The 18,657-nt window shown below is 66.5% G+C and carries 20 protein-coding genes; 12 read left to right on the top strand and 8 right to left on the bottom strand.

Annotation, left to right across the window (positions count from 1 at the left end):
• The first annotated feature begins 16 nt into the window (after positions 1-16).
• The 8 genes from AUL30_RS14975 (at position 17) to AUL30_RS20305 (ending at position 5,925) form a co-directional block, all read left to right on the top strand.
• Positions 17-1,195: an acyl-CoA dehydrogenase gene (locus AUL30_RS14975; RefSeq protein ID WP_157070232.1), complete on the top strand. Its 1,179-nt coding sequence runs from the start codon at positions 17-19 to the stop codon at positions 1,193-1,195.
• 48 nt (positions 1,196-1,243) lie between these two features.
• Positions 1,244-2,086: an aldo/keto reductase gene (locus AUL30_RS14970; protein WP_202814517.1), complete on the top strand. Its 843-nt coding sequence runs from the start codon at positions 1,244-1,246 to the stop codon at positions 2,084-2,086.
• A gap of 50 nt (positions 2,087-2,136) precedes the next feature.
• Positions 2,137-2,559 (top strand): hypothetical protein, encoded by a 423-nt coding sequence (locus AUL30_RS14965; protein ID WP_157070203.1) that lies wholly within the window; start codon positions 2,137-2,139, stop codon positions 2,557-2,559.
• A 65-nt stretch (positions 2,560-2,624) separates the two neighbouring features.
• Entirely contained in the window at positions 2,625-3,110 is a 486-nt protein-coding gene (locus AUL30_RS14960) for a copper chaperone PCu(A)C (RefSeq protein WP_062228710.1), read from the top strand.
• Positions 3,110-3,718, top strand: a complete 609-nt coding sequence (locus tag AUL30_RS14955) for an SCO family protein (RefSeq protein WP_062228709.1) — start codon at positions 3,110-3,112, stop codon at positions 3,716-3,718. Before AUL30_RS14960 ends, AUL30_RS14955 begins: the two co-directional genes overlap by 1 nt.
• A 23-nt stretch (positions 3,719-3,741) precedes the next feature.
• A complete protein-coding gene (locus tag AUL30_RS14950; protein WP_062228708.1) occupies positions 3,742-5,127 on the top strand; it encodes a PepSY-associated TM helix domain-containing protein in 1,386 nt (461 codons plus the stop codon).
• Between the two features lie 163 nt (positions 5,128-5,290).
• Positions 5,291-5,527 carry an HNH endonuclease gene (locus AUL30_RS14945; RefSeq protein ID WP_244490852.1) on the top strand — a complete coding sequence of 79 codons (237 nt, stop codon included), beginning with the start codon at positions 5,291-5,293 and terminating at the stop codon, positions 5,525-5,527.
• A gap of 137 nt (positions 5,528-5,664) precedes the next feature.
• Positions 5,665-5,925 (top strand): helix-turn-helix domain-containing transcriptional regulator, encoded by a 261-nt coding sequence (locus tag AUL30_RS20305; protein ID WP_407638284.1) that lies wholly within the window; start codon positions 5,665-5,667, stop codon positions 5,923-5,925.
• Positions 5,926-5,960: 35 nt separating this feature from the next.
• Here AUL30_RS20305 and phoB read toward each other — a convergent pair whose 3' ends face one another.
• The 8 genes from phoB to AUL30_RS14905 all read right to left on the bottom strand — a co-directional run bounded on the left by phoB (position 5,961) and on the right by AUL30_RS14905 (position 14,482).
• The gene (phoB, locus tag AUL30_RS14940; RefSeq protein ID WP_062228706.1) at positions 5,961-6,674 is read right to left on the bottom strand and encodes a phosphate regulon transcriptional regulator PhoB; all 714 of its coding nucleotides are present in this window, start codon (positions 6,672-6,674) and stop codon (positions 5,961-5,963) included.
• 14 nt (positions 6,675-6,688) lie between these two features.
• A complete protein-coding gene (gene phoU / locus AUL30_RS14935; protein ID WP_157070201.1) occupies positions 6,689-7,414 on the bottom strand; it encodes a phosphate signaling complex protein PhoU in 726 nt (241 codons plus the stop codon).
• A gap of 20 nt (positions 7,415-7,434) precedes the next feature.
• Positions 7,435-8,244, bottom strand: a complete 810-nt coding sequence (pstB, locus tag AUL30_RS14930) for a phosphate ABC transporter ATP-binding protein PstB (RefSeq protein ID WP_407638286.1) — start codon at positions 8,242-8,244, stop codon at positions 7,435-7,437.
• A gap of 20 nt (positions 8,245-8,264) precedes the next feature.
• Positions 8,265-9,584: a phosphate ABC transporter permease PstA gene (gene pstA, locus AUL30_RS14925; RefSeq protein WP_062228705.1), complete on the bottom strand. Its 1,320-nt coding sequence runs from the start codon at positions 9,582-9,584 to the stop codon at positions 8,265-8,267.
• Positions 9,584-11,062 carry a phosphate ABC transporter permease subunit PstC gene (gene pstC, locus AUL30_RS14920; RefSeq protein WP_062228704.1) on the bottom strand — a complete coding sequence of 493 codons (1,479 nt, stop codon included), beginning with the start codon at positions 11,060-11,062 and terminating at the stop codon, positions 9,584-9,586. Before pstC ends, pstA begins: the two co-directional genes overlap by 1 nt.
• 86 nt (positions 11,063-11,148) lie before the next feature.
• Positions 11,149-12,147, bottom strand: coding sequence for a PstS family phosphate ABC transporter substrate-binding protein (locus AUL30_RS14915; RefSeq protein ID WP_062228897.1), 999 nt, complete (start codon positions 12,145-12,147; stop codon positions 11,149-11,151).
• 232 nt (positions 12,148-12,379) lie between these two features.
• A complete protein-coding gene (locus tag AUL30_RS14910; protein WP_062228703.1) occupies positions 12,380-13,522 on the bottom strand; it encodes an ATP-binding protein in 1,143 nt (380 codons plus the stop codon).
• A 12-nt stretch (positions 13,523-13,534) separates the two neighbouring features.
• Positions 13,535-14,482: a hypothetical protein gene (locus tag AUL30_RS14905; protein ID WP_157070199.1), complete on the bottom strand. Its 948-nt coding sequence runs from the start codon at positions 14,480-14,482 to the stop codon at positions 13,535-13,537.
• 262 nt (positions 14,483-14,744) lie between these two features.
• On the opposite strand from AUL30_RS14905, the gene AUL30_RS14900 reads away from it, so the two are divergent.
• From AUL30_RS14900 to AUL30_RS14885, 4 genes are all read left to right on the top strand, one after another.
• Positions 14,745-16,607, top strand: coding sequence for a glycoside hydrolase family 15 protein (locus AUL30_RS14900; RefSeq protein ID WP_083507964.1), 1,863 nt, complete (start codon positions 14,745-14,747; stop codon positions 16,605-16,607).
• Positions 16,594-17,409, top strand: coding sequence for an SDR family oxidoreductase (locus AUL30_RS14895; RefSeq protein WP_062228701.1), 816 nt, complete (start codon positions 16,594-16,596; stop codon positions 17,407-17,409). The genes AUL30_RS14900 and AUL30_RS14895 overlap by 14 nt, the downstream gene beginning before the upstream one ends.
• A 433-nt stretch (positions 17,410-17,842) precedes the next feature.
• A complete protein-coding gene (locus AUL30_RS14890) occupies positions 17,843-18,085 on the top strand; it encodes a hypothetical protein (protein WP_062228700.1) in 243 nt (80 codons plus the stop codon).
• 49 nt (positions 18,086-18,134) lie between these two features.
• Positions 18,135-18,443 (top strand): hypothetical protein, encoded by a 309-nt coding sequence (locus tag AUL30_RS14885; protein ID WP_157070197.1) that lies wholly within the window; start codon positions 18,135-18,137, stop codon positions 18,441-18,443.
• The last annotated feature ends 214 nt before the right edge of the window (positions 18,444-18,657 follow it).

Genomic DNA, 18,657 nt, shown 5'->3' with positions numbered 1-18,657 from the left:
AGGTCAGCCGACCCGCATGGCCCCCTTCGACTGGGCCGACCCGTTCCTCATCGATGCGCAGCTCACCGAGGACGAGCGGATGATCCGCGATGCGGCCCGCGATTTTGCGCAGGGCGAGTTGCAACCCCGCATCCTCGACGCCTATGAGCACGAAACGGTCGATCCTTCGATCTTCGCCGCAATGGGCGCGCTCGGCCTTCTGGGCGTGACCCTGCCGGAGGAGTACGGCTGCGCCGGCGCATCCTATGTGGCCTACGGGCTCGTCGCGCGGGAGGTCGAGCGCGTGGATTCCGGCTACCGCTCCATGATGAGCGTCCAATCCTCGCTCGTCATGTACCCGATCTATGCCTATGGGTCGGAGGAGCAGCGCCGCCGCTACCTGCCCGGCCTCGCATCCGGCGCGTTGATCGGCTGCTTCGGCCTGACCGAGCCCGATGCCGGCTCCGATCCGGGCGGCATGAAGACGCGCGCCCAGAAGGTGGATGGCGGCTACCGGCTCAGCGGCACCAAGATGTGGATTTCCAACGCGCCCATTGCGGATGTCTTCGTCGTCTGGGCCAAATCCGACGCGCATGACGGGGAGATCCGCGGCTTCATCCTGGACAAGGGGCTGCCGGGCCTCAGCGCACCCAAGGTCGGCGGCAAGCTTTCGCTGCGCGCCTCCATCACCGGCGAGATCGTGATGGACGGCGTCGAGGTGCCGGAGGATGCGCTCCTGCCCCATGTGTCGGGCCTGCGTGGCCCCTTCGGCTGCCTCAACCGGGCGCGCTACGGCATTTCCTGGGGCGTCATGGGCGCGGCGGAGGATTGCTGGCATCGTGCGCGGGACTACACGCTGGAACGCGTGCAGTTCGGCCGGCCCCTCGCCGCGACCCAGCTTGTGCAGAAGAAGCTCGCCGACATGCAGACGGAAATCGCACTCGGCCTCCAGGCCTCGTTGCGCGTCGGGCGCCTGTTCGACGAAGGCGCCTTGGCGCCCGAAGCCATCAGCCTCGTCAAGCGCAACAATTGCGGCAAGGCGCTCGACATTGCCCGCATGGCGCGGGACATGCATGGCGGCAACGGCATCATGGGCGAGTATCACGTCATCCGCCATTCGCAGAACCTCGAGACGGTGAACACCTATGAGGGCACGCACGATGTGCATGCCCTCATCCTCGGCCGTGCCCAGACGGGCCTCCAGGCCTTCTTCTAGACGCTCCACGAACGGCCGGCGGCATCCACCGCCAGAAAGGACACGCGCGTGCCCGATGCGATCCCGACCATCCCGCTGAACGATGGCACCCATATGCCGGCCGTCGGCTTTGGCACCTACAAGCTGAACGGCGCCGATGGTGTTGCGACCATGGTTCGCGCGCTCCACAACGGCTACCGGCTTCTCGACTCCGCCTTCAATTACGAGAATGAGGGCGCGGTAGGCGCGGCACTGCGCAAGAGCGGCGTGCCGCGTGACGAAATCCGCGTGACCTCCAAGCTGCCGGGCCGGCGCCACGCCTATGACCGCGCGCTCGCCACGATCGAGGAATCGCTCTACCGCACCGGCCTCGACCATCTGGACATCTACCTCATCCATTGGCCCAATCCGCAGACCGGCCTCTATGTGGAGGCCTGGCAGGCACTGGTGGAGGCACGGCGGCGCGGGCTCGTGCGCACCATCGGGGTGTGCAACTTTCTGCCCGAACATCTCGACCGCATCATTCTGGAGACGGGCGTCGCCCCCGCGATCAACCAGATCGAGCTCCACCCCTATTTCCCGCAAGCCCCGCAGCGGGACTACGATTCCAGCCACGCCATCGTGACACAGGCCTGGAGCCCGCTTGGCCGCGCCAACGACCTTCTCGGCCATGCCACCATCGCCGATATCGCCCGGCAGCACGGCCGCAGCATCGCGCAGGTCATCCTGCGCTGGCAGGTGCAACTCGGCACCGTGCCGCTTCCGAAAGCGACATCGGACGCACGGCAGGTCGAGAACCGGTCGATCTTCGACTTCGCGCTCACCGCCGCGGATATGGATACGATCACGGCGCTCGGCCGCAAGGACGGCCGCCTCGCCGACCAGGACCCGTCCCGCTACGAGGAATTCTGAGGCGCATTTGGGACGGTGACAGCGCTGGCGATATTTGGCATAGCTCGGCCATGAGCCTTGTGCGCCGATGGATGGGGGACCGGTTGTCCGGTGGCGTTCTTGCCGCCATGGCCGGCTATTTCCTGATCCTCCAGGTGTTGATGACGGGCTTTGCCTGCGGCGCGTCCGTCCTGGCCGCTACGCCCGACGCCTTCGTCATCTGCCATCCGGGCACGACTGCGGCGGCATCGCCGGCCGATGCCGATGCCGATGGCCATGCGGCGCTGGCCGGGCACGACTGCCCCTGCGTCGTGTGCCATGCGGCCGATCCGCGCCTCTTTGCGGCGCTTCCCACCGGCCAGGATATCGGCCCCGCCTTCTCCCTGCAGGAACCGGCCCGGCCTTGGTTTGCCCTGCGTGACGATCCAGCCCCCTCGCCGGCCCCGCTCGGTCTGGCGCCGGACCCGCGCGGTCCACCCACACTCTCCGCCTGACACGTCGATCGTCTGCGGCGGGGGCCTTTGCGCCCCGTGCCGTCCGTCATCTGTTGGAGAGTTTCATGAAGATCACACACATCGCGGCCTTTGCCGCCCTTGTCCTGACCCTTGCCCCCGGCGCCGCCCCCGCCCATGAGTATACGCAAGGCTCGCTGCATGTCGGCCACCCCTGGTCCCGGGCGACGCCGCCCAACAGCAATATCGGCGCGGGATACATGACCCTGCGCAATGACAGCTCAGAGCCCGACCGCCTCATCGAAGCCCATTCGCCCGCCGCCGACCGCGTGGAGCTTCATTCGGTCGAGATGGTGGACGGTGTCATGAAGATGCGCCCCGTCGAAGATGGGCTGCCGCTGCCGCCGGGCGAAGATGTCGCGCTGGAGCCGGGCGACATGCATTTCATGCTGATCGGCCTGAAGGCCCCGCTGAAGGAAGGCGCGAAGGTTCCGCTTGAGCTGACCTTCGCGCAAGCCGGCACGGTCACGGTGGAACTTGCCGTCGGCCCCATGGGCTCGCCGTCGGCCGGCCAGGGCCACGGAGCGCACTGATGCGGCGCGCACGGCTGTTTCTCCTGACCCTGTGCGGGGTCACCATCGGCGCGTCGCTCTATGCCGTCGCCACGATCATGTCGCCGACGCCGCCTGTGGCAAGCGGCGGCGGCGCCGCGAGCCGGCCGGCCATCGGCGGCCCGTTCCAGCTTGTCGACACGCGCGGCGCGCCCGTCACGCAGGCCGATTTCGCCGGCAAGCCGAGCGCGATCTTCTTCGGCTTCACCCATTGCCCGGATGTCTGCCCGACCACGCTGATGGAGCTTGCCGGGCTGATGCGGGACCTTGGGGCCGATGCCGACCGGCTGAATGCGATCTTCGTATCGGTCGATCCGGAGCGTGATACGCCCTCCGACCTTCAGGCCTATGTGGAGGCCTTCGATCCGCGCATCCGCGCGCTCACCGGCAGCCCGGAGCAGATCCGCGCCATGACGGACGCGTTCCGGGTGCATGTCGAGCGGGTCCCGCTGGGCGATGGCTACACGATCGATCACACCGCCTCCGTCTATCTGATGGACGGCTCCAACTCATTCTTCGGCACGATCAGCTACGAGGAAGATGCGCAGATGGCCCTGGCCAAGCTGCGCCGCCTCGTCTCTGCCGGCTGACGCTGCAGACGGGATCTTCAATCATGACCGACCACCCGATCCGCACGGCGGATGCGGCGGACCGGCGCCGTGCGCGCACGAGCCTCTACCGCGCCGTCTGGCGCTGGCACTTCTTTGCCGGCCTGTTCGTCCTCCCCTTCCTCATCACCCTGTCCGTCACGGGCGCGCTCTATCTGTTCCGCGACGAAATCGACGCCATCGTGCACGCCGACCTGAAGCGCGTGGCCGTGCAGGAGGCCGCTGCGCCCATGCCACCATCGGCACTGATGGCGGCGGCGCTGACCGCCCATCCCGGCACGGCGGCCAAGATCACCCTGCCGGCCACGCCGGACAGCTCCGCTGAAGTCACGGTGGACACGCTCTCGGGCGAGCGCCTCGCCGTCTATGTGAACCCCTATGACGCGGCCGTCCTCGGCAGCCTGCCGGATCGCGGCACCATCATGTGGACCGTGCGCACGCTCCACAGCCTGAAATATTTCGGGCCGGTGGCGCGCGGGCTCATCGAGATCGCCGCCGGCTGGTCGATACTGCTTGTCCTCACGGGCGCCTATCTCTGGTGGCCGCGCGGACAGTCCGGCGGCGTGGTGACGCTCCGGGGCAAGCCGGCGCAACGCGTCTTCTGGCGGGATCTGCACGCCGTGCTGGGGCTCGTCCTCGGCGGCTTCATCGCTTTCCTCGCCATCACCGGCATGCCGTGGTCGGGCGTCTGGGGGGCGAAGGTCAACGAATGGGCCAATGGCAGCAATTTCGGCTACCCATCCGGCGTCCGGGTGAATGTGCCGATGTCCGATGCCCGTATGGCGCAGGACGGCCCCACCACATGGTCCCTGGAACAGGCGCGCGTGCCGCTGGCCGAAGGGGGCGCGAGCATGGAGCCGATCGGCATCGACGACGCCGTATCCGTCTTCGACGGGCTCGGCCTCCACAGGGGCTATACGGTCGTCTTTCCCAAGGGCCCGACCGGCGTCTTCTCGGCCTCCGTCTATCCGGACGATCTGGCGCAGCAGCGCGTCGTGCATCTCAACGCCTATTCCGGAAAACCGCTGATCGACATGTCCTATGGCGATTACGGCCCGCTCGGCCGCTGGCTCGAATTCGGCATCAACGTCCATCTCGGGCAGGAGTTCGGGCTTGCCAACAAACTCGTTCTCCTGGCCGTCTGCATCGGCAATGTGGTGCTGGCCGTCGCGGCCGGCGCCATGTGGTGGAAGCGCCGCCCGAAGGGAGCGATGGGCGTCCCGCCCCTGCCGGCCGAGCGCGGTCGGCTGGCCGGGGTGGCGGCGCTGATGGCGGTCGGCGGCCTCGCATTTCCGCTGGTCGGCCTGTCCTTCCTGGTCATGCTCGCGCTCGATCTTCTGATCAGCCGGGGCTGGCGCCACCGTCACGCAGGCATGGCCGCACGAGCCTGACGGCAAGCCGCCTGCGGGGCACGGGCGGGAACGCCCTTGCCCCACAGGCCATTGTGCCAGCGCAGCGCATAGAGAAGAAGCCATGCACCGACGCCGCCCGGGACCGCACGACGATCCGCCCGCCCCGACTGCACCACCGCCATGCTGGCTCTGCGGCCGCCCCATGGGCGCACGCATCGAGTATCATCATCCGCGGCCGAAAAGCCGCGGCGGCCGGCTCACCGTTCCGGTTCACCCGATCTGCCACCGGGCGATCCACGCGACCTTCGGCAATGCAGACCTGGCACGTATCGAGGCGGAGGGGCGCATACTGGCCACCGAGCCGAGCCTCGAACCCTTCCTGCGCTGGATCGCGGACAAGCCGCCGGATTTTCATGCGCCCACGCACCGCCGGCGTTGACGCCGTGGGTCAGCCTGCCGTAGGGCGGCCGGCGGCGAAGGTTTCATCGCCCGCGTATTCGGCGCCGCGCACGCTGCGGATCGATCACGGGCTCGGCTACCGGGTCTATTTTCTCAGACCAGGGCGCTGTCGTCGTCGTGCTCCTGTGCGGCGGCGACAAGAGTAGCAAGAGCCTGGACATCGGCTGCGCAAGGCCATCGCGGCGCTATGGAAGGAATTGCCATGACGGACGTAAGATTCAGTCGCTAGAGACCGCAGATTATCTTCAGACCGAAGAAGACATCGTGGCCTACCTCAAGGCCGCGATGGTGGAAGGCGACCCTGCCTTGCTCGCGGCCGCATGGGGAGACGTCGCCCGCACCCGCACTTCAGCCAACTCGCCCGCACCGCGGGATTGAGCCGGCCGACGCGCCGCCGGCGCTGACGCTTAGCTTCAGCGCGCTGCGGGTCGTCCGGCGGCGAAGGTCTCGTCGAGTGCGTATCCGGCGCCGCGTACGGTGCGGATCGGATCGCGCTGGCGGCCGCGATTGATGGCTTTGCGCAGACGGCCGACATGGACGTCCACCGTGCGCTCGTCCACATAGATGTCGCGTCCCCAGACGCCATCGAGCAACTGCTCGCGCGAAAAGACCCGGCCGGGAGATTGCAGCAGGAACTCCAGGAGCTTGAACTCCGTGGGCCCGAGCTTCACCTCGCGCCCGGCCCGGCGCACGCGGTGCGTTTCCCGGTCGAGGTCGATGTCGCCCGCCGACAGCTGCGAGGAAATGCGTTCGGGCTTGACCCGCCGCAGCAGGCCCTTGACGCGGGCCATAAGCTCCGGCGTCGAGAAGGGTTTGACGACATAATCGTCGGCCCCGACGCTCAGACCGCGCACCCGCTCGCTTTCCTCGCCGCGCGCCGTCAGGAGGATGATGGGCATGCGCTCCGTCTCCGGCCGCAGCCGAAGGCGGCGGCACAGTTCCACCCCGGAAATGCCCGGAAGCATCCAGTCGAGGATCAGGAGATCGGGCACCTCCTCCTTCAGGCGCAGGTCCGCCTCGTCCCCGCGCATGATCGTATCGACGGCGAAGCCTTCCGATTCCAGATTGTAGCGCAGAAGGACGCTGAGGGCCTCCTCGTCCTCCACCACGGTGATACGGGCGTTCATCGCGCGTCCTCGCCTCAGCCCTGCGCCGCGCCGGCGGCGCTGAGGGACAGGGACGGGGTTTCGTCGCCCTTCGGACGATCGTCGTCGAGCTGCTGGCCCGTCTTGATGTAGTAGATCGTCTCGGCAATGTTGGTGGCGTGGTCGCCGATCCGCTCGATGTTCTTGGCACTGAACAGAAGGTGCGTGCAGGCCGAGATGTTGCGCGGATCTTCCATCATGTAGGTCAGGAGCTCGCGGAAGAGCGAGGTGTACATCGCGTCGATGTCCTCGTCACGCGCGCGCACGGCTTCCGCCCGGGCCGGATCGCGCGTGGCATAGCTGTCCAGGACGTCCTTGAGCTGGTCCATCGCCAGCTCCGCCATGTGCTCGATGCCGCGCGTCAGCTGGATCGGCAGGCCGAACTCCCGCACGCCGATCACCCGCTTGGCGATGTTCTTGCCGAGGTCCCCGATGCGCTCCAGGTCCGAGGCGATGCGCATGGAGCCGACGATCTCTCGCAGGTCGTGGGCCATGGGCTGGCGCTTGGCGATGGTCAGGATCGCCCGCTCCTCGACCTCCCGCTGCGCGGCATCGAGGAGTACGTCGTCGGCAATGACCGATTGCGCCAGCGAGAAATCGCTGCGCGTCAGCGCCTGGACCGACTGCTCGACCATCCGCTCGGCCTGGCCGCCCATCTCGGAGATGCGGCGCATGATGTACTTCAGTTCCTCGTCGTAGGACGAGACGATATGTTCTTCCATGATGTGTCTCCTCGCCGCCGTCAGCCGAAGCGGCCGGTGATGTAATCCTGGGTGCGCTTGTCGTCCGGGTTGGAGAACATCTTCTCCGTGGGCCCGACCTCGACGATGCGGCCAAGATGGAACATGGCCGTCGTCTGCGACACGCGGGCGGCCTGCTGCATCGAATGCGTTACGATGACGATGGTGAAGTTCTGCTTCAACTCGTCGATCAGTTCCTCGACCGTCGCCGTGGCGATGGGGTCGAGCGCCGAACAGGGCTCGTCCATCAGGATCACCTCGGGCGAGACGGCGATGGCGCGGGCGATGCACAGCCGCTGCTGCTGGCCGCCGGACAGGCCGGTGCCGGGCTCGTGCAGCCGGTCCTTCACCTCGTTGAACAGGCCGGCCCGCTTCAGGCTGGTGGCGACGATTTCCTCAAGGTCGGTCTTGTTGCGCGCCAGGCCATGGATCTTCGGACCATAGGCGATGTTCTCGAAGATCGATTTCGGGAAGGGGTTCGGCTTCTGGAACACCATGCCGACCCTGGCCCGCAATTCCACGACATCGAGGTCGCGGTCGTAGATATCCTCGCCATCCAGGGTGATCTTGCCGGCCACGCGGCAATTGTCGATCGTGTCGTTCATGCGGTTCAGCGTCCGCAGGAAGGTGGACTTGCCGCAGCCCGAAGGGCCGATCAGCGCCGTCACCTGGCGCTCCGCCACGTCGAGATCCACCTCGTACAGCGCCTGCTTGGCTCCGTAGAAGACGGATACGTTCTCACCGCGCATCTTGATCGGCATAGTCACCTGTTCCGCGGCCCTGGGGCCGGCCTTGATCCGAATATGTTCCATCATGGTCTGGCTCCGTTTGTCTACCACCGCCGCTCGAAGCGGCGTCGCAGCAGCACGGCCGCGATGTTCATGAGCGCCAGGAAGGCGAGAAGGATGATGATCGCGCCGGAAGTCCGCTCCACGAAGGCGCGGTCCGCCTCGTTCGCCCACATGTAGATCTGCACCGGCAGCGCCGTGGCCGGGCTCATCAGGTTGGACGGATAGTCCGCCACGAAGGCCACCATGCCGATCAGGAGCAGCGGGGCCGTCTCGCCCAGGGCCTGGGCGAGGCCGATGATGGTGCCCGTCATGATGCCGGGGGCCGCCAGCGGCAGCACATGCTGGAACACCATCTGGTTGCGCGATGCGCCGAGCCCCAGAGCCGCCGCACGGATGGAGGGCGGCACCGCCTTCAGCGCCGCGCGCGTGGCGATGATGATGGTCGGCAGGGTCATCAGCGTCAGGACGAGGCCGCCGACGAGGGAGGCCGAGCGCGGCAGCCCGAACCAGTTGATGAAGACGGCCAGGCCCAGAAGACCGAAGACGATGGAGGGCACCGCCGCCAGATTGTTGATGTTCACCTCGATCAGGTCGGTCAGCTTGTTCTTCGGCGCGAACTCTTCCAGGTAGATCGCCGCCGCCACGCCGATCGGCAAAGCGAGGACCAGGACGATCACCATCAGGAAGAAGCTGCCGATGATGGCGACGCCCACGCCCGCCGTCTCTGCGCGGCTCGATGCGCCGTTGACGAAAAGGCCCGTATTGAAGCGCTGCTGCAGATCGCCCGCCTCTTCCAGCTGCGACATCCAGCCGAGCTGCAGGTCGTTCAGGGGCCGGCGGCTTTCCTCGACCGACAGGTCGAACTGGCCCTTGAGGGCCGAATCCACCGTGGAACTGGCAATGATCCAGACATCCTGCGTCGTGCCGATGATCGAGGGATCGCTCAGCACCATGTCGCGCAGCTGCAGGCGCACGCCCTGGGATACGAGCGCTGCGGCGCGCTGCGCTTCCTGCCGGTTGGACGCATCCACGCCGAGCCGCTGATAGATCGCGTCCTGCGCCAGGCGCGGATAGTTGGCGCGCATCAGCGCGCCGGCATCCTGCCCACCCGTATTGCCGGGATCGATGATCGACTGGCTGAAGTCGATCGGCAGGCGGATCTCCGTCTGCCAGAAGGCCGTGTAGCCCTGGGAAATCACGGTCCACAGGAGCGTGCACAGGAACAGAAGGCCGATGGCGATGGCGGTGATGCCGTAGGCTTTGAACCGGCGTTCGGCGGCATAGCGGCGCTTGATGCCGATATCGCGTCGCGCGGGCGCCTTGCTAACGGCGGACGACGTGTCGATGGAAAAGTCGGACATCAGTCGTACTGCTCCCGATACTTGCGGACGATGTAGAGGGCGACGATGTTGAGCACGAGCGTCATGGCGAAGAGCGTGATGCCGAGTGCGAAGGCCACGAGGCTCTGCGGCGATGTGAAGTCCAGATCGCCCGTCAACTGGCTGACGATCTTGATGGTCACTGTCGTCATCGCCTCGAACGGGTTGATGGTGATGTTGGCGGCGATGCCGGCGGCGAGCACCACGATCATGGTTTCACCGATGGCGCGCGATGCCGTCAGCAGCAGCGCCGATACGATGCCCGGAAGCGCCGCGGGCAGGATGACCCGCTTGACCGTTTCCGAGCGGGTCGCCCCCAGCCCGAGCGAGCCGTCGCGCAGGGAACGCGGCACTGCCGTGATGATGTCGTCCGACAGGGACGACACGAAGGGGATCAGCATGATGCCCATCACCAGCCCCGCCGTCAGCACGCTCTGCGCCTGGATGAAGGAGGTGTAGCTCCCCGTGACGAGGCCGTTCAGCTCGGCCGACAGGTCCCGGAGGAAGGGGCCGACCGTGATGAGCGCGAAGAAGCCGTAGACGATGGTCGGGATGCCGGCCAGCACTTCCAGGAGCGGTTTCACGGTGGAGCGGACCGGATTGCTCGCATATTCGGCCATGTAGATGGCGGCGAACAGACCGACCGGCACCGCGAAGAGCATGGCCACGAAGGCGATGTAGAGCGTTCCGTACAGAAGCGGGATCAGGCCGAACTGGCCCTGGACGCTCGAGCCGGCCGCCGCGAAACGCGGCTCCCACACCGTTCCGAAGAAGAAATCGGCCGGCGATATGCGCGAGAAGAAATCGAAGGATTCGAACAGCATCGACAGGACGATGCCGACCGTCGTCAGGATGGCGATGGAGGAGCAGATGATGAGGAAGCCCCGCACCACGCCCTCGACCGCATTGCGGGCGCGCAACCGGCGCTGGATGCGCGACAGGGCGAAGACCAGCCCCGCCAGCGCGACCAGGATGGTCGCCACCGTCATGCCGAGACGGCTCGTATCCTCCAGCGCGATCTGGCGCTGGGCGAGCGGCAGCATGTAGTCCTGCGTCTCGGCCGCCAGCGGGATGCCGCGGCGCTCCAGGAGCGGACGCACGGAGGCGATGCTAGCGCCCTCCAGCCCATCACGCTCGTCGGCGGGCAGGACGCGGATGCCGTTCGCCAGGGAGTTGACCATGTTGATCGCCAGATGCGGCGGCAACTGCCCTTCGCCCTGCGCCGGCATGCGGCCGGCAATGTCGCTGCCGACGAAGACCGGCGCGGCGATCACCCAGACGGCCAGCAGCGCCAGGGCCGGCACCGTCACGAAGCTGAGGACGTAGGAGCCGTGATAGATCGGGCGGGAATGCAGCTTTTCCTTCGGGCCCGACGGCAGGCGTGCCGCCCGCGCTCTGCCGAGGGCAAAGCCGATGGCCCCGATCAAAAGAACAAGGATGACGATCGATAAGGTGGACATTGCTCCATCCCGGCAGGGCCCGCGGCTGCGGGCGTGAAAACCGGGCCCGCATCATGCGGGCCCGGCCATGTCGACTGGATGTGGGGTCAGCCCTGGACGGTGGTGCCGGCCGCGAAGGCTTCGCGGGCCGCATCACGCTCGGCATCCGGCGCCGGGACGAGGCCATAGGCGGCCAGCGGGCTGTCGGGGCCGACCATCTGGTCGTCGAGGAAGAATTCGACGAACTCCTTCAGGCCGGGAACGACGCCGACATGCGCCTTCTTGACGTAGAAGAAGAGCGGCCGCGACACCGGATACTCACCGGCGGAGATGGTCTCGACCGACGGGGTCACGCCGTCGATGGTGGCGACCTTCAGGCGGTCCTGGTTCTGCTCGTAGAAGGCCAGGCCGAACACGCCGATGCCCTGCGGATTGGCGTCGATGCGCGACAGGGTCTCGGTGTAGTCGCCCGAAATGTCGGTCGTGATGTTGCCGCCGCGCACCGTGATGCACTGGTCATGGGCGGCCTTGTCGTCCATGCCGGACGCCTTGAAGGCCGCGAGCGCGCCGGATGCATCGCAGCCGGCGGCCAGGAGCTTCTCGTCGAAGACTTCGCGCGTGCCGTGATTTTCGGCCGGGATGAAGGCGGTGATCGTCTGGTTGGGGAGCGAGGCATCGACGTCCGACCAATTGGTCACGGCGTTGTCGACGACCTTGCCGTCCTTGACCACCTTGGCGGCCAGGGCGTTGAAGACCATGGCCGGCGTCAGCACGAAATCGGCGCCGGAAGCGGCGGACGCGAAGACGATGCCGTCATAGCCGAACTTGACTTCCTGGATGTCGGTCACGCCGGCATCCGTGCACGCCTTCAGCTCCGACTCCTTGATCGGGCGGGATGCGTTGGCGATGTCGATCGTCTGCGAGCCGACGCCCTGGCAGAACTGGCGGAAGCCACCGGACGTGCCGCCGGATTCGACGATCGGGGTCGGGAAGTCGGGATAGACCTCGCCGAAATTCTCGGCCACGATCTGCGCATAGGGCAGCACGGTCGACGAACCGGCCATCTGGATGCGCTCCACCGACTGCGCCTGGGCGCCGGCGGACATGAAGAAGGCTGCGCCGAGCGCGAGGCCGGCATAAATCTTGGTCGTCACGAAATCTGCTCCTTCAGGGAGTTGTCTGGATAGGCTGCCAACCCACAGGGCCGTCTCGTACGGCCCGTGCTCCGGGTCTCAGCAACCGTCTAAACCGTCGCCTTGAACCGTATATGACGGATGGATTGCCGATTTGTGACAGTGCAAGATGCTGTTATCGTTGGTGAAACGGAAACGACGCCGCTTATGCCTTCATCAATGTGAAACGGACCGAGAAGGTCGAGCCCGATTCCGGGCGGCTCTGCACCTGGAGTCGCGTCTGATGGCGCTGCAATATGTTGCGCACGATGGACAGGCCGAGGCCCGTTCCGACGATGGCTTTGGTCTTGCCGTCCTCGACCCGGTAGAAGCGTTCGGTCAGGCGCGGCACGTGTTCGGCCGCGATGCCCTTCCCGAAATCCTGCACATAGGCTTCGACGATATTGGCGTCCTGAACCACGCTGCGCAGGCCGAGGATCACCCGCTCCCCGCCCCCGGCATATTTGACGGCATTTTCCACCAGATTGGAAAAGACCTGCGAGAGTTCGTCCGCATTGCCGTTCACGATGACGGGTGTCTTCGGGAGCACGAGTTCGAGGGACAGGCCCGCCGCCAGCGCCCGGGCCTCCATCGCGTCGCGGACGGAGGTGAGGATTTCACACAGATTGGCCCGCTCGCCCGGCGCCAGCGCCGGACGCATCTCGATCCGTGACAGGGACAGAAGATCGTCCAGGAGGCGCGACATGCGCCCGGCCTGTTCGCGCATGATGTCCAGGAAACGCTCCCGCGCCTTCACGTCGTTGCGGGCCGGCCCCTGCAGGGTTTCGATAAAGCCGATCAGCGAGGCGAGCGGCGTGCGCAGCTCATGGCTGGCATTGGCCACGAAGTCGGTCCGCATCCGCTCGATTTTCCGCTCACCGGTCCTGTCCCGCATGATGAACAGAAGGAGCACCGGGGCATCCGCCCCTTCGGGCCGGATGCCGGCGATTTCGATCTCGAAGAAGCGGGCCAGGGGCGAGCGCTCCATCAGGGCCACGCGGCGCGGCTGGGCATCGGTGAGCACGGCCTGCGCCGCCGCGACGAGCTCGGGCGTGCGGAAGCGCAAGGAGACGGGATCGCCCAGCGCCATGGCGCCAAAGGTCGTCTGGCTGGCGGCGTTGCAGAAGCGCAGGGTCAGCGCACGGTCGGCCAGGAGCGCCGGCTCCTGCATCGCCTCCAGGACCGCTTTCATGCCGGCATCCGGCCAGGCCACGCCGGGCGCCCGCCGCGTCTTGCGCTCCCCCGCCTGGCCCTGGCCCGACAGAAGCTTTCGAAGGAACTGGAACGGGGACGCCGCAGGGGCAGGCATGGCGGGACAGACCTATCCGAGAACGCGCACGCGCACCGCGAAGAGATCGATGTCCCCGCCCGCGCCGCCCACGCCCGGCGCGATCGCCAGGCTGGCCGGCGTTGCCGCATCGCGCGGGACGGCGACGTCGAAGACGAAGGCTTCCTCCTGCATGCTGGTCACGAAACGCTGCCTGTCGCAGACGCTGGCCTCTCCGAACAGGCAGCGGACGCTGAACTCGCGCGCGTTGGAATCGGGCGAGCCGGCGGTCAGTTCCACACGCACGGTCGAGCCCGCAAGCTCGCCGACGAGGCCGGGACCGACATTCAGGAGCACTTCGCCCGACTGGCCTTCCGGCGCCTGCATGCGCACGGCATCGCGCCCGTCGAGCGAAATGGCCTCGACCCGGCCGCCCTGCGGCGTGGCGAGGACGTCGATATTGCCGCCGGAAAAGACGTTGATCCAGGACAGATTGCCTGCCGTCGCCGCCGTATCGGAGGAGGTGGTGCCGGACTGTTCCTGCGCGCCATCGCCGCCCTGGAAGACGGTGCTGACGATATAGAGAAGGATCACCAGGAACAGCGCGGCGACGACGCCCAGAAAGGCCGGCGACAGGAAGGGGCTGCGCCCCCGCACGGGCGCCGCCCGGCGCGCCGCCGGCGCATCCTCATACGCCGGGGTATCCTGCGGGGCGCCGGTGTGCGTGGCATCGTCGAACGTGTCGGCATAGCCAACGTCGCCCTGGCTGTCCCCATGGCCGGCCTCCAGGCCATCGCCCGGCCCGTAATCGGCTTCGATCTGCGCTATGGCACTGGCCAGCGCATGACGACGCTGCGTTGCCTCGGCCGCCGGCACGCCCTTGTCCGACAGCATCTTTTCCATCGCCCGTTCGGAGGCCTGGTAGATGGAAAGCCTGAATTCCGGATCGGCGGCGTTACCGTTCTGCAGCGCGCGCCGCAGGCTCGTCTCCATTGCACTCATTACACCCCCGCTCGGCCTTGGCGGCACCTCCCCCCATGTAGAACATCTTGCCGCAAGGGGGAATCACCCGCTGTGGTCAATGCCGCATACGAGGCCGAAAAACGCCCGCTCGTTGCATCCGCCCGGGCCTGACCAGGATCGCACGTTTTTGTGTCGGAGCGCTGACGGTCCAGCCGCGTCGGAACCGCGCGGCGCTCGCATTCTTTATGGCAAGGCGCCGACGCGTGGGTCCGCGCAACGACAGTAAGGATGAAGCCGCCCAATGACCGAGCCCAAAGCGCGCCAGGCCCGCAACCGCATTTCCGAGCACGGAATCATCGGCGACATGCGAACGACGGCCCTCGTCGCCATGGACGGCACGATCGACTTCTTCTGCTACCCGCACTTCGATTCGCCCACGCTCTTCGGGCATCTCCTGGGCGAGGACATGGGCGAGTTCCGGCTGCATGTGCCGGGCTGCGGCGGCGCGACCCGGCAGATCTATTTGCCGGACACCAACATCCTCCTGACGCGATTCCTGGGCGACGGGTCCATCGGCGAAGTGTCGGACTTCATGCCAGTGGACGAATCGGGCCGCATCGTCCGCCGGGCTAAGGCGGTGCTCGGCACCGTCACCTTCCAGCTCCTCATCACGCCACGGCCCGACTACGGGCGCGCCGCGATTTCGATGGAGCCGGTCGAGGGCGGCGTTCACCTGACATGGACACAGGCCGGGAAGGACCATTCGGCCTTCTTCTACAGCGACCGCCCTTTGGCGCTGGAAGCCGACGGCATTCACGGCCAATGGACGCTGGAGGAAGGGCAGACGCTCCACGTCGTCTTCTGCCCCGGCCGGATCGGGCATCCCCGGATCGACAAGGAATATGTCCGCCGCTCCTTTGCCGATACGAGCCACTTCTGGCATGGCTGGGTCGGCGAAGGGACCTATCCCAACAATTGGAAGGAGCTGGTCACCCGTTCGGCCCTGACCCTGAAGCTCCTCACCTCGCGCGATCATGGCTCCATCGCCGCCGCCGCGACCTTCGGCCTGCCGGAAGTCCTGGGCGGAGAGCGCAACTGGGACTACCGGTTCTGCTGGGTGCGGGACTCCGCCTTCACGCTCTACGCCTTCTCGCGCCTGAATTATTATGACGAGGCGGAAGCCTTCATCCACTTCCTGATGGAACGCGTCATGGAGGAACCGGAGGACGGGCCGGGCCTGCAGATCATGTATGCCATGAACGGAGAGGACGACCTGACCGAGAGGGAACTCGACCATGTTCCAGGCTATGAAGGGTCGCGGCCCGTTCGGATCGGCAACGAGGCCTATACCCAGCGCCAGATGGACATTTTCGGCGAGTTCATGGACGCCGTCTACATCTCGACCAAGGCGCGCGGCAAACCCACCACCTCCGCCTGGCGCAAGATGGCGAGCATGCTCGACTGGGTGGCCGCCAACTGGCGCCTGAAGGACAAGGGGATCTGGGAAAGCCGCGGCGAGGATGAAGAATACTTGTCCTCGCGCCTCATGTGCTGGGTGGCGCTGGACCGGGGCCTGCGCATCGCCATGCGCCAGTCCCTGCCCTGCGACATGGATCTGTGGCGCGTCGAACGCGACCGCATCCAGGAGACCATCCTGACGGAATTCTGGAACCCGGATGTCGGCGCCTTCACCCAGACCAAGGGCGGGACGGCCGTCGATGCGGTGGTGCTGCTCATGCCGCTCGTGCGCTTCATCAACCCGCGCGATCCACTCTGGACCTCGACCCTGCGCGTCGTCCAGGAAAAGCTTGTCCACGACTGTCTGGTCAAGCGCTACGACAATGCAGAAGCCAGCTTCGATGGGCTGGAGGGCGAGGAAGGGACCTTCACCATCTGCTCCTTCTGGTATGTGGAGGCCCTCGCCCGGACCGGGCAGGTGGCCGAAGCGCGCCTCATGTTCGAGAAGCTCCACTCCTATGCCAACCATCTCGGCCTCTATGCGGAAGAGCTGTCCTCGGCCGGGGATCATTTGGGCAACTTTCCGCAAGGGCTGACCCATCTTTCGCTGATCTCCGCGGCCATCTGGCTGGACCGGGCCCTGTCGCAATCGCGGACGGGCGGAACCCACAATCACATTCTGGAGGATCCCGATGGCATTGCCTGACACGCTGCGGCTCGACGGGCAGACCGCCCTCGTGACCGGCGCTTCGAGCGGCATCGGCCAGGCGGCGGCCATCGCCCTGGCAGAGGCCGGCGCCGATGTGGCGATCAACTATCGCTCATCCCTCGACGGCGCGCGGGAAACCCTTTCCCGGGTGACGGCGCTGGGCGTGCGCGGCACCCTGATCCAGGGGGATGTCGCCTCGCAGGACGATGTCATCGCCATGTTCGACGCCGCGCAGGCGCAGTTCGGCCCGCTCGACATCGTCTTCTCCAATGCCGGACGCCAGAAGGACGGGCCCATCGCCGACATGTCCCTCGACGATTGGAACGCCGTCATCTCCGTCAACCTGACCGGCGCCTTCCTGACCGCGCGCGAGGCCATCCGCCGCTTCCGGGCCAAGGGCCTGCGGCCCGAGGTCAGCCGCGCAGCCGGCAAGCTGATCTTCAATTCCTCCGTGCACCAACGCATACCCTGGGCCTTCCGCGCCAATTACGCGGCGTCCAAGGGCGGCTTGAAACTCCTGATGGAATCCCTCTCCCAGGAGGTCGCGCAGGAGCGCATCCGCATCAATGCGGTGGCGCCCGGTGCCATTGCGACCGCCATCAACGAGGCGGAACGCGACAGCGACGGTGGGGAAGCCGAGATGCTGAAGCTCATCCCCTATGGGCGGATCGGCACGCCGGAGGATGTCGGCCGTGCCGTCGCATGGCTGGCAAGCGACGCGTCCGACTATGTCGTCGGAACGACGCTCTTCGTCGATGGCGGCATGAGCCTCTATCCGGAATTTCGCGGCAACGGCTAGCGCCCGAGCCTCGCCATCAGCACTTCAAAGCCGAACGTGACGGGCGCGGTGACGTGCAGGAGATCACGGGGCTCCTGCCGCAAACATTCCGCCTGACGAGCGGCAAGCGCGACGCGCCATAGGGATGGAAGGCGGACGCTGGGCTTCGGATATGCGGAGCGGCCGGCGTCCAATCGTTCTTGCCGGTAGATCGGAGGCTACGCGGCCCGGTGTCCCCTCCCCGCCCCGCCAGCGCCTCGTCCGCGCAAGCTCTGTCAGGAGATGACAAGCAAACAGCAGCGGTCCTATCGCCATGAGAACGAGCCAGGAATCCTCCAAGCCTCGAACCTCGTGAACCATGCCGGGTGGAACGATGCCGCCGCCATCCTTCCGGCCGGTCCGCCCCATTCGCACGCCACGACCTTGGCAGCCGTTCCAAACCATGGGAAAGCGAATGGCCATGCGCTTCGAAGACCTGACACCCATACAATGCCGGGCCGTGATCCGCCTGACCGGATGGGCGTCGGACTTCGAGTCGATCGGCTGCCTGGAATCCGAGCTGCCGACGGCGATTCTGGAAGCCGTGGCGCAACTCGAGCAGATGGGTCTTGCCCGGTTCGACGTCGGCTGGCGCGGCGCGCGATGGTGGCGCCTGACGGCGCGGGGCCGGCTGGTCCGGGATCGGGGGGAAGCATGACGACGACCGCACAACGGTTTATCCAGGTGGCGGTAATGGCGAGGTACGCATGAAAGCCGAAAAGAGGCTAAGGCTGCGCAAGGGTTCCCGCATGATGGGTGGGCCGATGGATTTTCTCGTCTCGGTCGACACGCGGATCGACGGGACCATCGTCCTTCCGCCGGACCGATATCGCGGGACGGTCGCCTGGAAGGAGACGGCGACACGGTCGGGCGTCGAACGATCCAGGAAGCGCTACAAGATCGAGCTTTCCACCGCGGATGTCGTGCGATGGGGCGGCGCCCCGGTGAGGGGAGGCGCGACGTGCCTGATCGACATCAGCGCTGAAGTGGCTGCCGGCGAAATTCAGACACTCTGAACACGAGCCGGGATCGCCCGCCCGCCCCAGGCGAATCTCGATCAGCACAGTGCGCTTAGCGCCAGTCCACCGACACCGGACAGTGTGGACTCTTGCTCTTCCGCTGGGCGTGGGGAGGATCTCCAAGACCGCTTTTCAGAAGGGTGGCTTGGGTTGTCATCTCCTGGAAGCCCTGCCCACGCACCAACGAAAAACCCCGCCGGTATCGGCGGGG

Origin of the sequence: Aureimonas frigidaquae, from assembly GCF_001463905.1 — a bacterium.
Lineage (GTDB): Bacteria > Pseudomonadota > Alphaproteobacteria > Rhizobiales > Rhizobiaceae > Aureimonas > Aureimonas frigidaquae.
The sequence above is the reverse complement of the archived record's forward strand: the minus strand, read 5'-3'. Positions and strand labels throughout refer to the sequence as shown.

Bases quoted from the DNA above. Each gene is read 5' to 3' on its own strand.
- AUL30_RS14900 (WP_083507964.1), top strand. From the start codon at position 14,745: ATGACCGAGCCCAAAGCGCGCCAGGCCCGCAACCGCATTTCCGAGCAC.
- AUL30_RS14905 (WP_157070199.1), bottom strand. From the start codon at position 14,482: ATGAGTGCAATGGAGACGAGCCTGCGGCGCGCGCTGCAGAACGGTAAC.
- phoU (WP_157070201.1), bottom strand. From the start codon at position 7,414: ATGGAAGAACATATCGTCTCGTCCTACGACGAGGAACTGAAGTACATC.
- pstA (WP_062228705.1), bottom strand. From the start codon at position 9,584: ATGTCCGACTTTTCCATCGACACGTCGTCCGCCGTTAGCAAGGCGCCC.
- AUL30_RS14890 (WP_062228700.1), top strand. From the start codon at position 17,843: ATGGCCATGCGCTTCGAAGACCTGACACCCATACAATGCCGGGCCGTG.
- AUL30_RS14960 (WP_062228710.1), top strand. From the start codon at position 2,625: ATGAAGATCACACACATCGCGGCCTTTGCCGCCCTTGTCCTGACCCTT.
- AUL30_RS14975 (WP_157070232.1), top strand. From the start codon at position 17: ATGGCCCCCTTCGACTGGGCCGACCCGTTCCTCATCGATGCGCAGCTC.
- AUL30_RS14910 (WP_062228703.1), bottom strand. From the start codon at position 13,522: ATGCCTGCCCCTGCGGCGTCCCCGTTCCAGTTCCTTCGAAAGCTTCTG.
- AUL30_RS14950 (WP_062228708.1), top strand. From the start codon at position 3,742: ATGACCGACCACCCGATCCGCACGGCGGATGCGGCGGACCGGCGCCGT.
- pstC (WP_062228704.1), bottom strand. From the start codon at position 11,062: ATGTCCACCTTATCGATCGTCATCCTTGTTCTTTTGATCGGGGCCATC.
- phoB (WP_062228706.1), bottom strand. From the start codon at position 6,674: ATGAACGCCCGTATCACCGTGGTGGAGGACGAGGAGGCCCTCAGCGTC.
- AUL30_RS14895 (WP_062228701.1), top strand. From the start codon at position 16,594: ATGGCATTGCCTGACACGCTGCGGCTCGACGGGCAGACCGCCCTCGTG.
- AUL30_RS14965 (WP_157070203.1), top strand. From the start codon at position 2,137: ATGAGCCTTGTGCGCCGATGGATGGGGGACCGGTTGTCCGGTGGCGTT.
- pstB (WP_407638286.1), bottom strand. From the start codon at position 8,244: ATGGAACATATTCGGATCAAGGCCGGCCCCAGGGCCGCGGAACAGGTG.
- AUL30_RS14955 (WP_062228709.1), top strand. From the start codon at position 3,110: ATGCGGCGCGCACGGCTGTTTCTCCTGACCCTGTGCGGGGTCACCATC.
- AUL30_RS14885 (WP_157070197.1), top strand. From the start codon at position 18,135: ATGAAAGCCGAAAAGAGGCTAAGGCTGCGCAAGGGTTCCCGCATGATG.
- AUL30_RS14945 (WP_244490852.1), top strand. From the start codon at position 5,291: ATGGGCGCACGCATCGAGTATCATCATCCGCGGCCGAAAAGCCGCGGC.
- AUL30_RS14915 (WP_062228897.1), bottom strand. From the start codon at position 12,147: ATGTCCGCCGGCGCCCAGGCGCAGTCGGTGGAGCGCATCCAGATGGCC.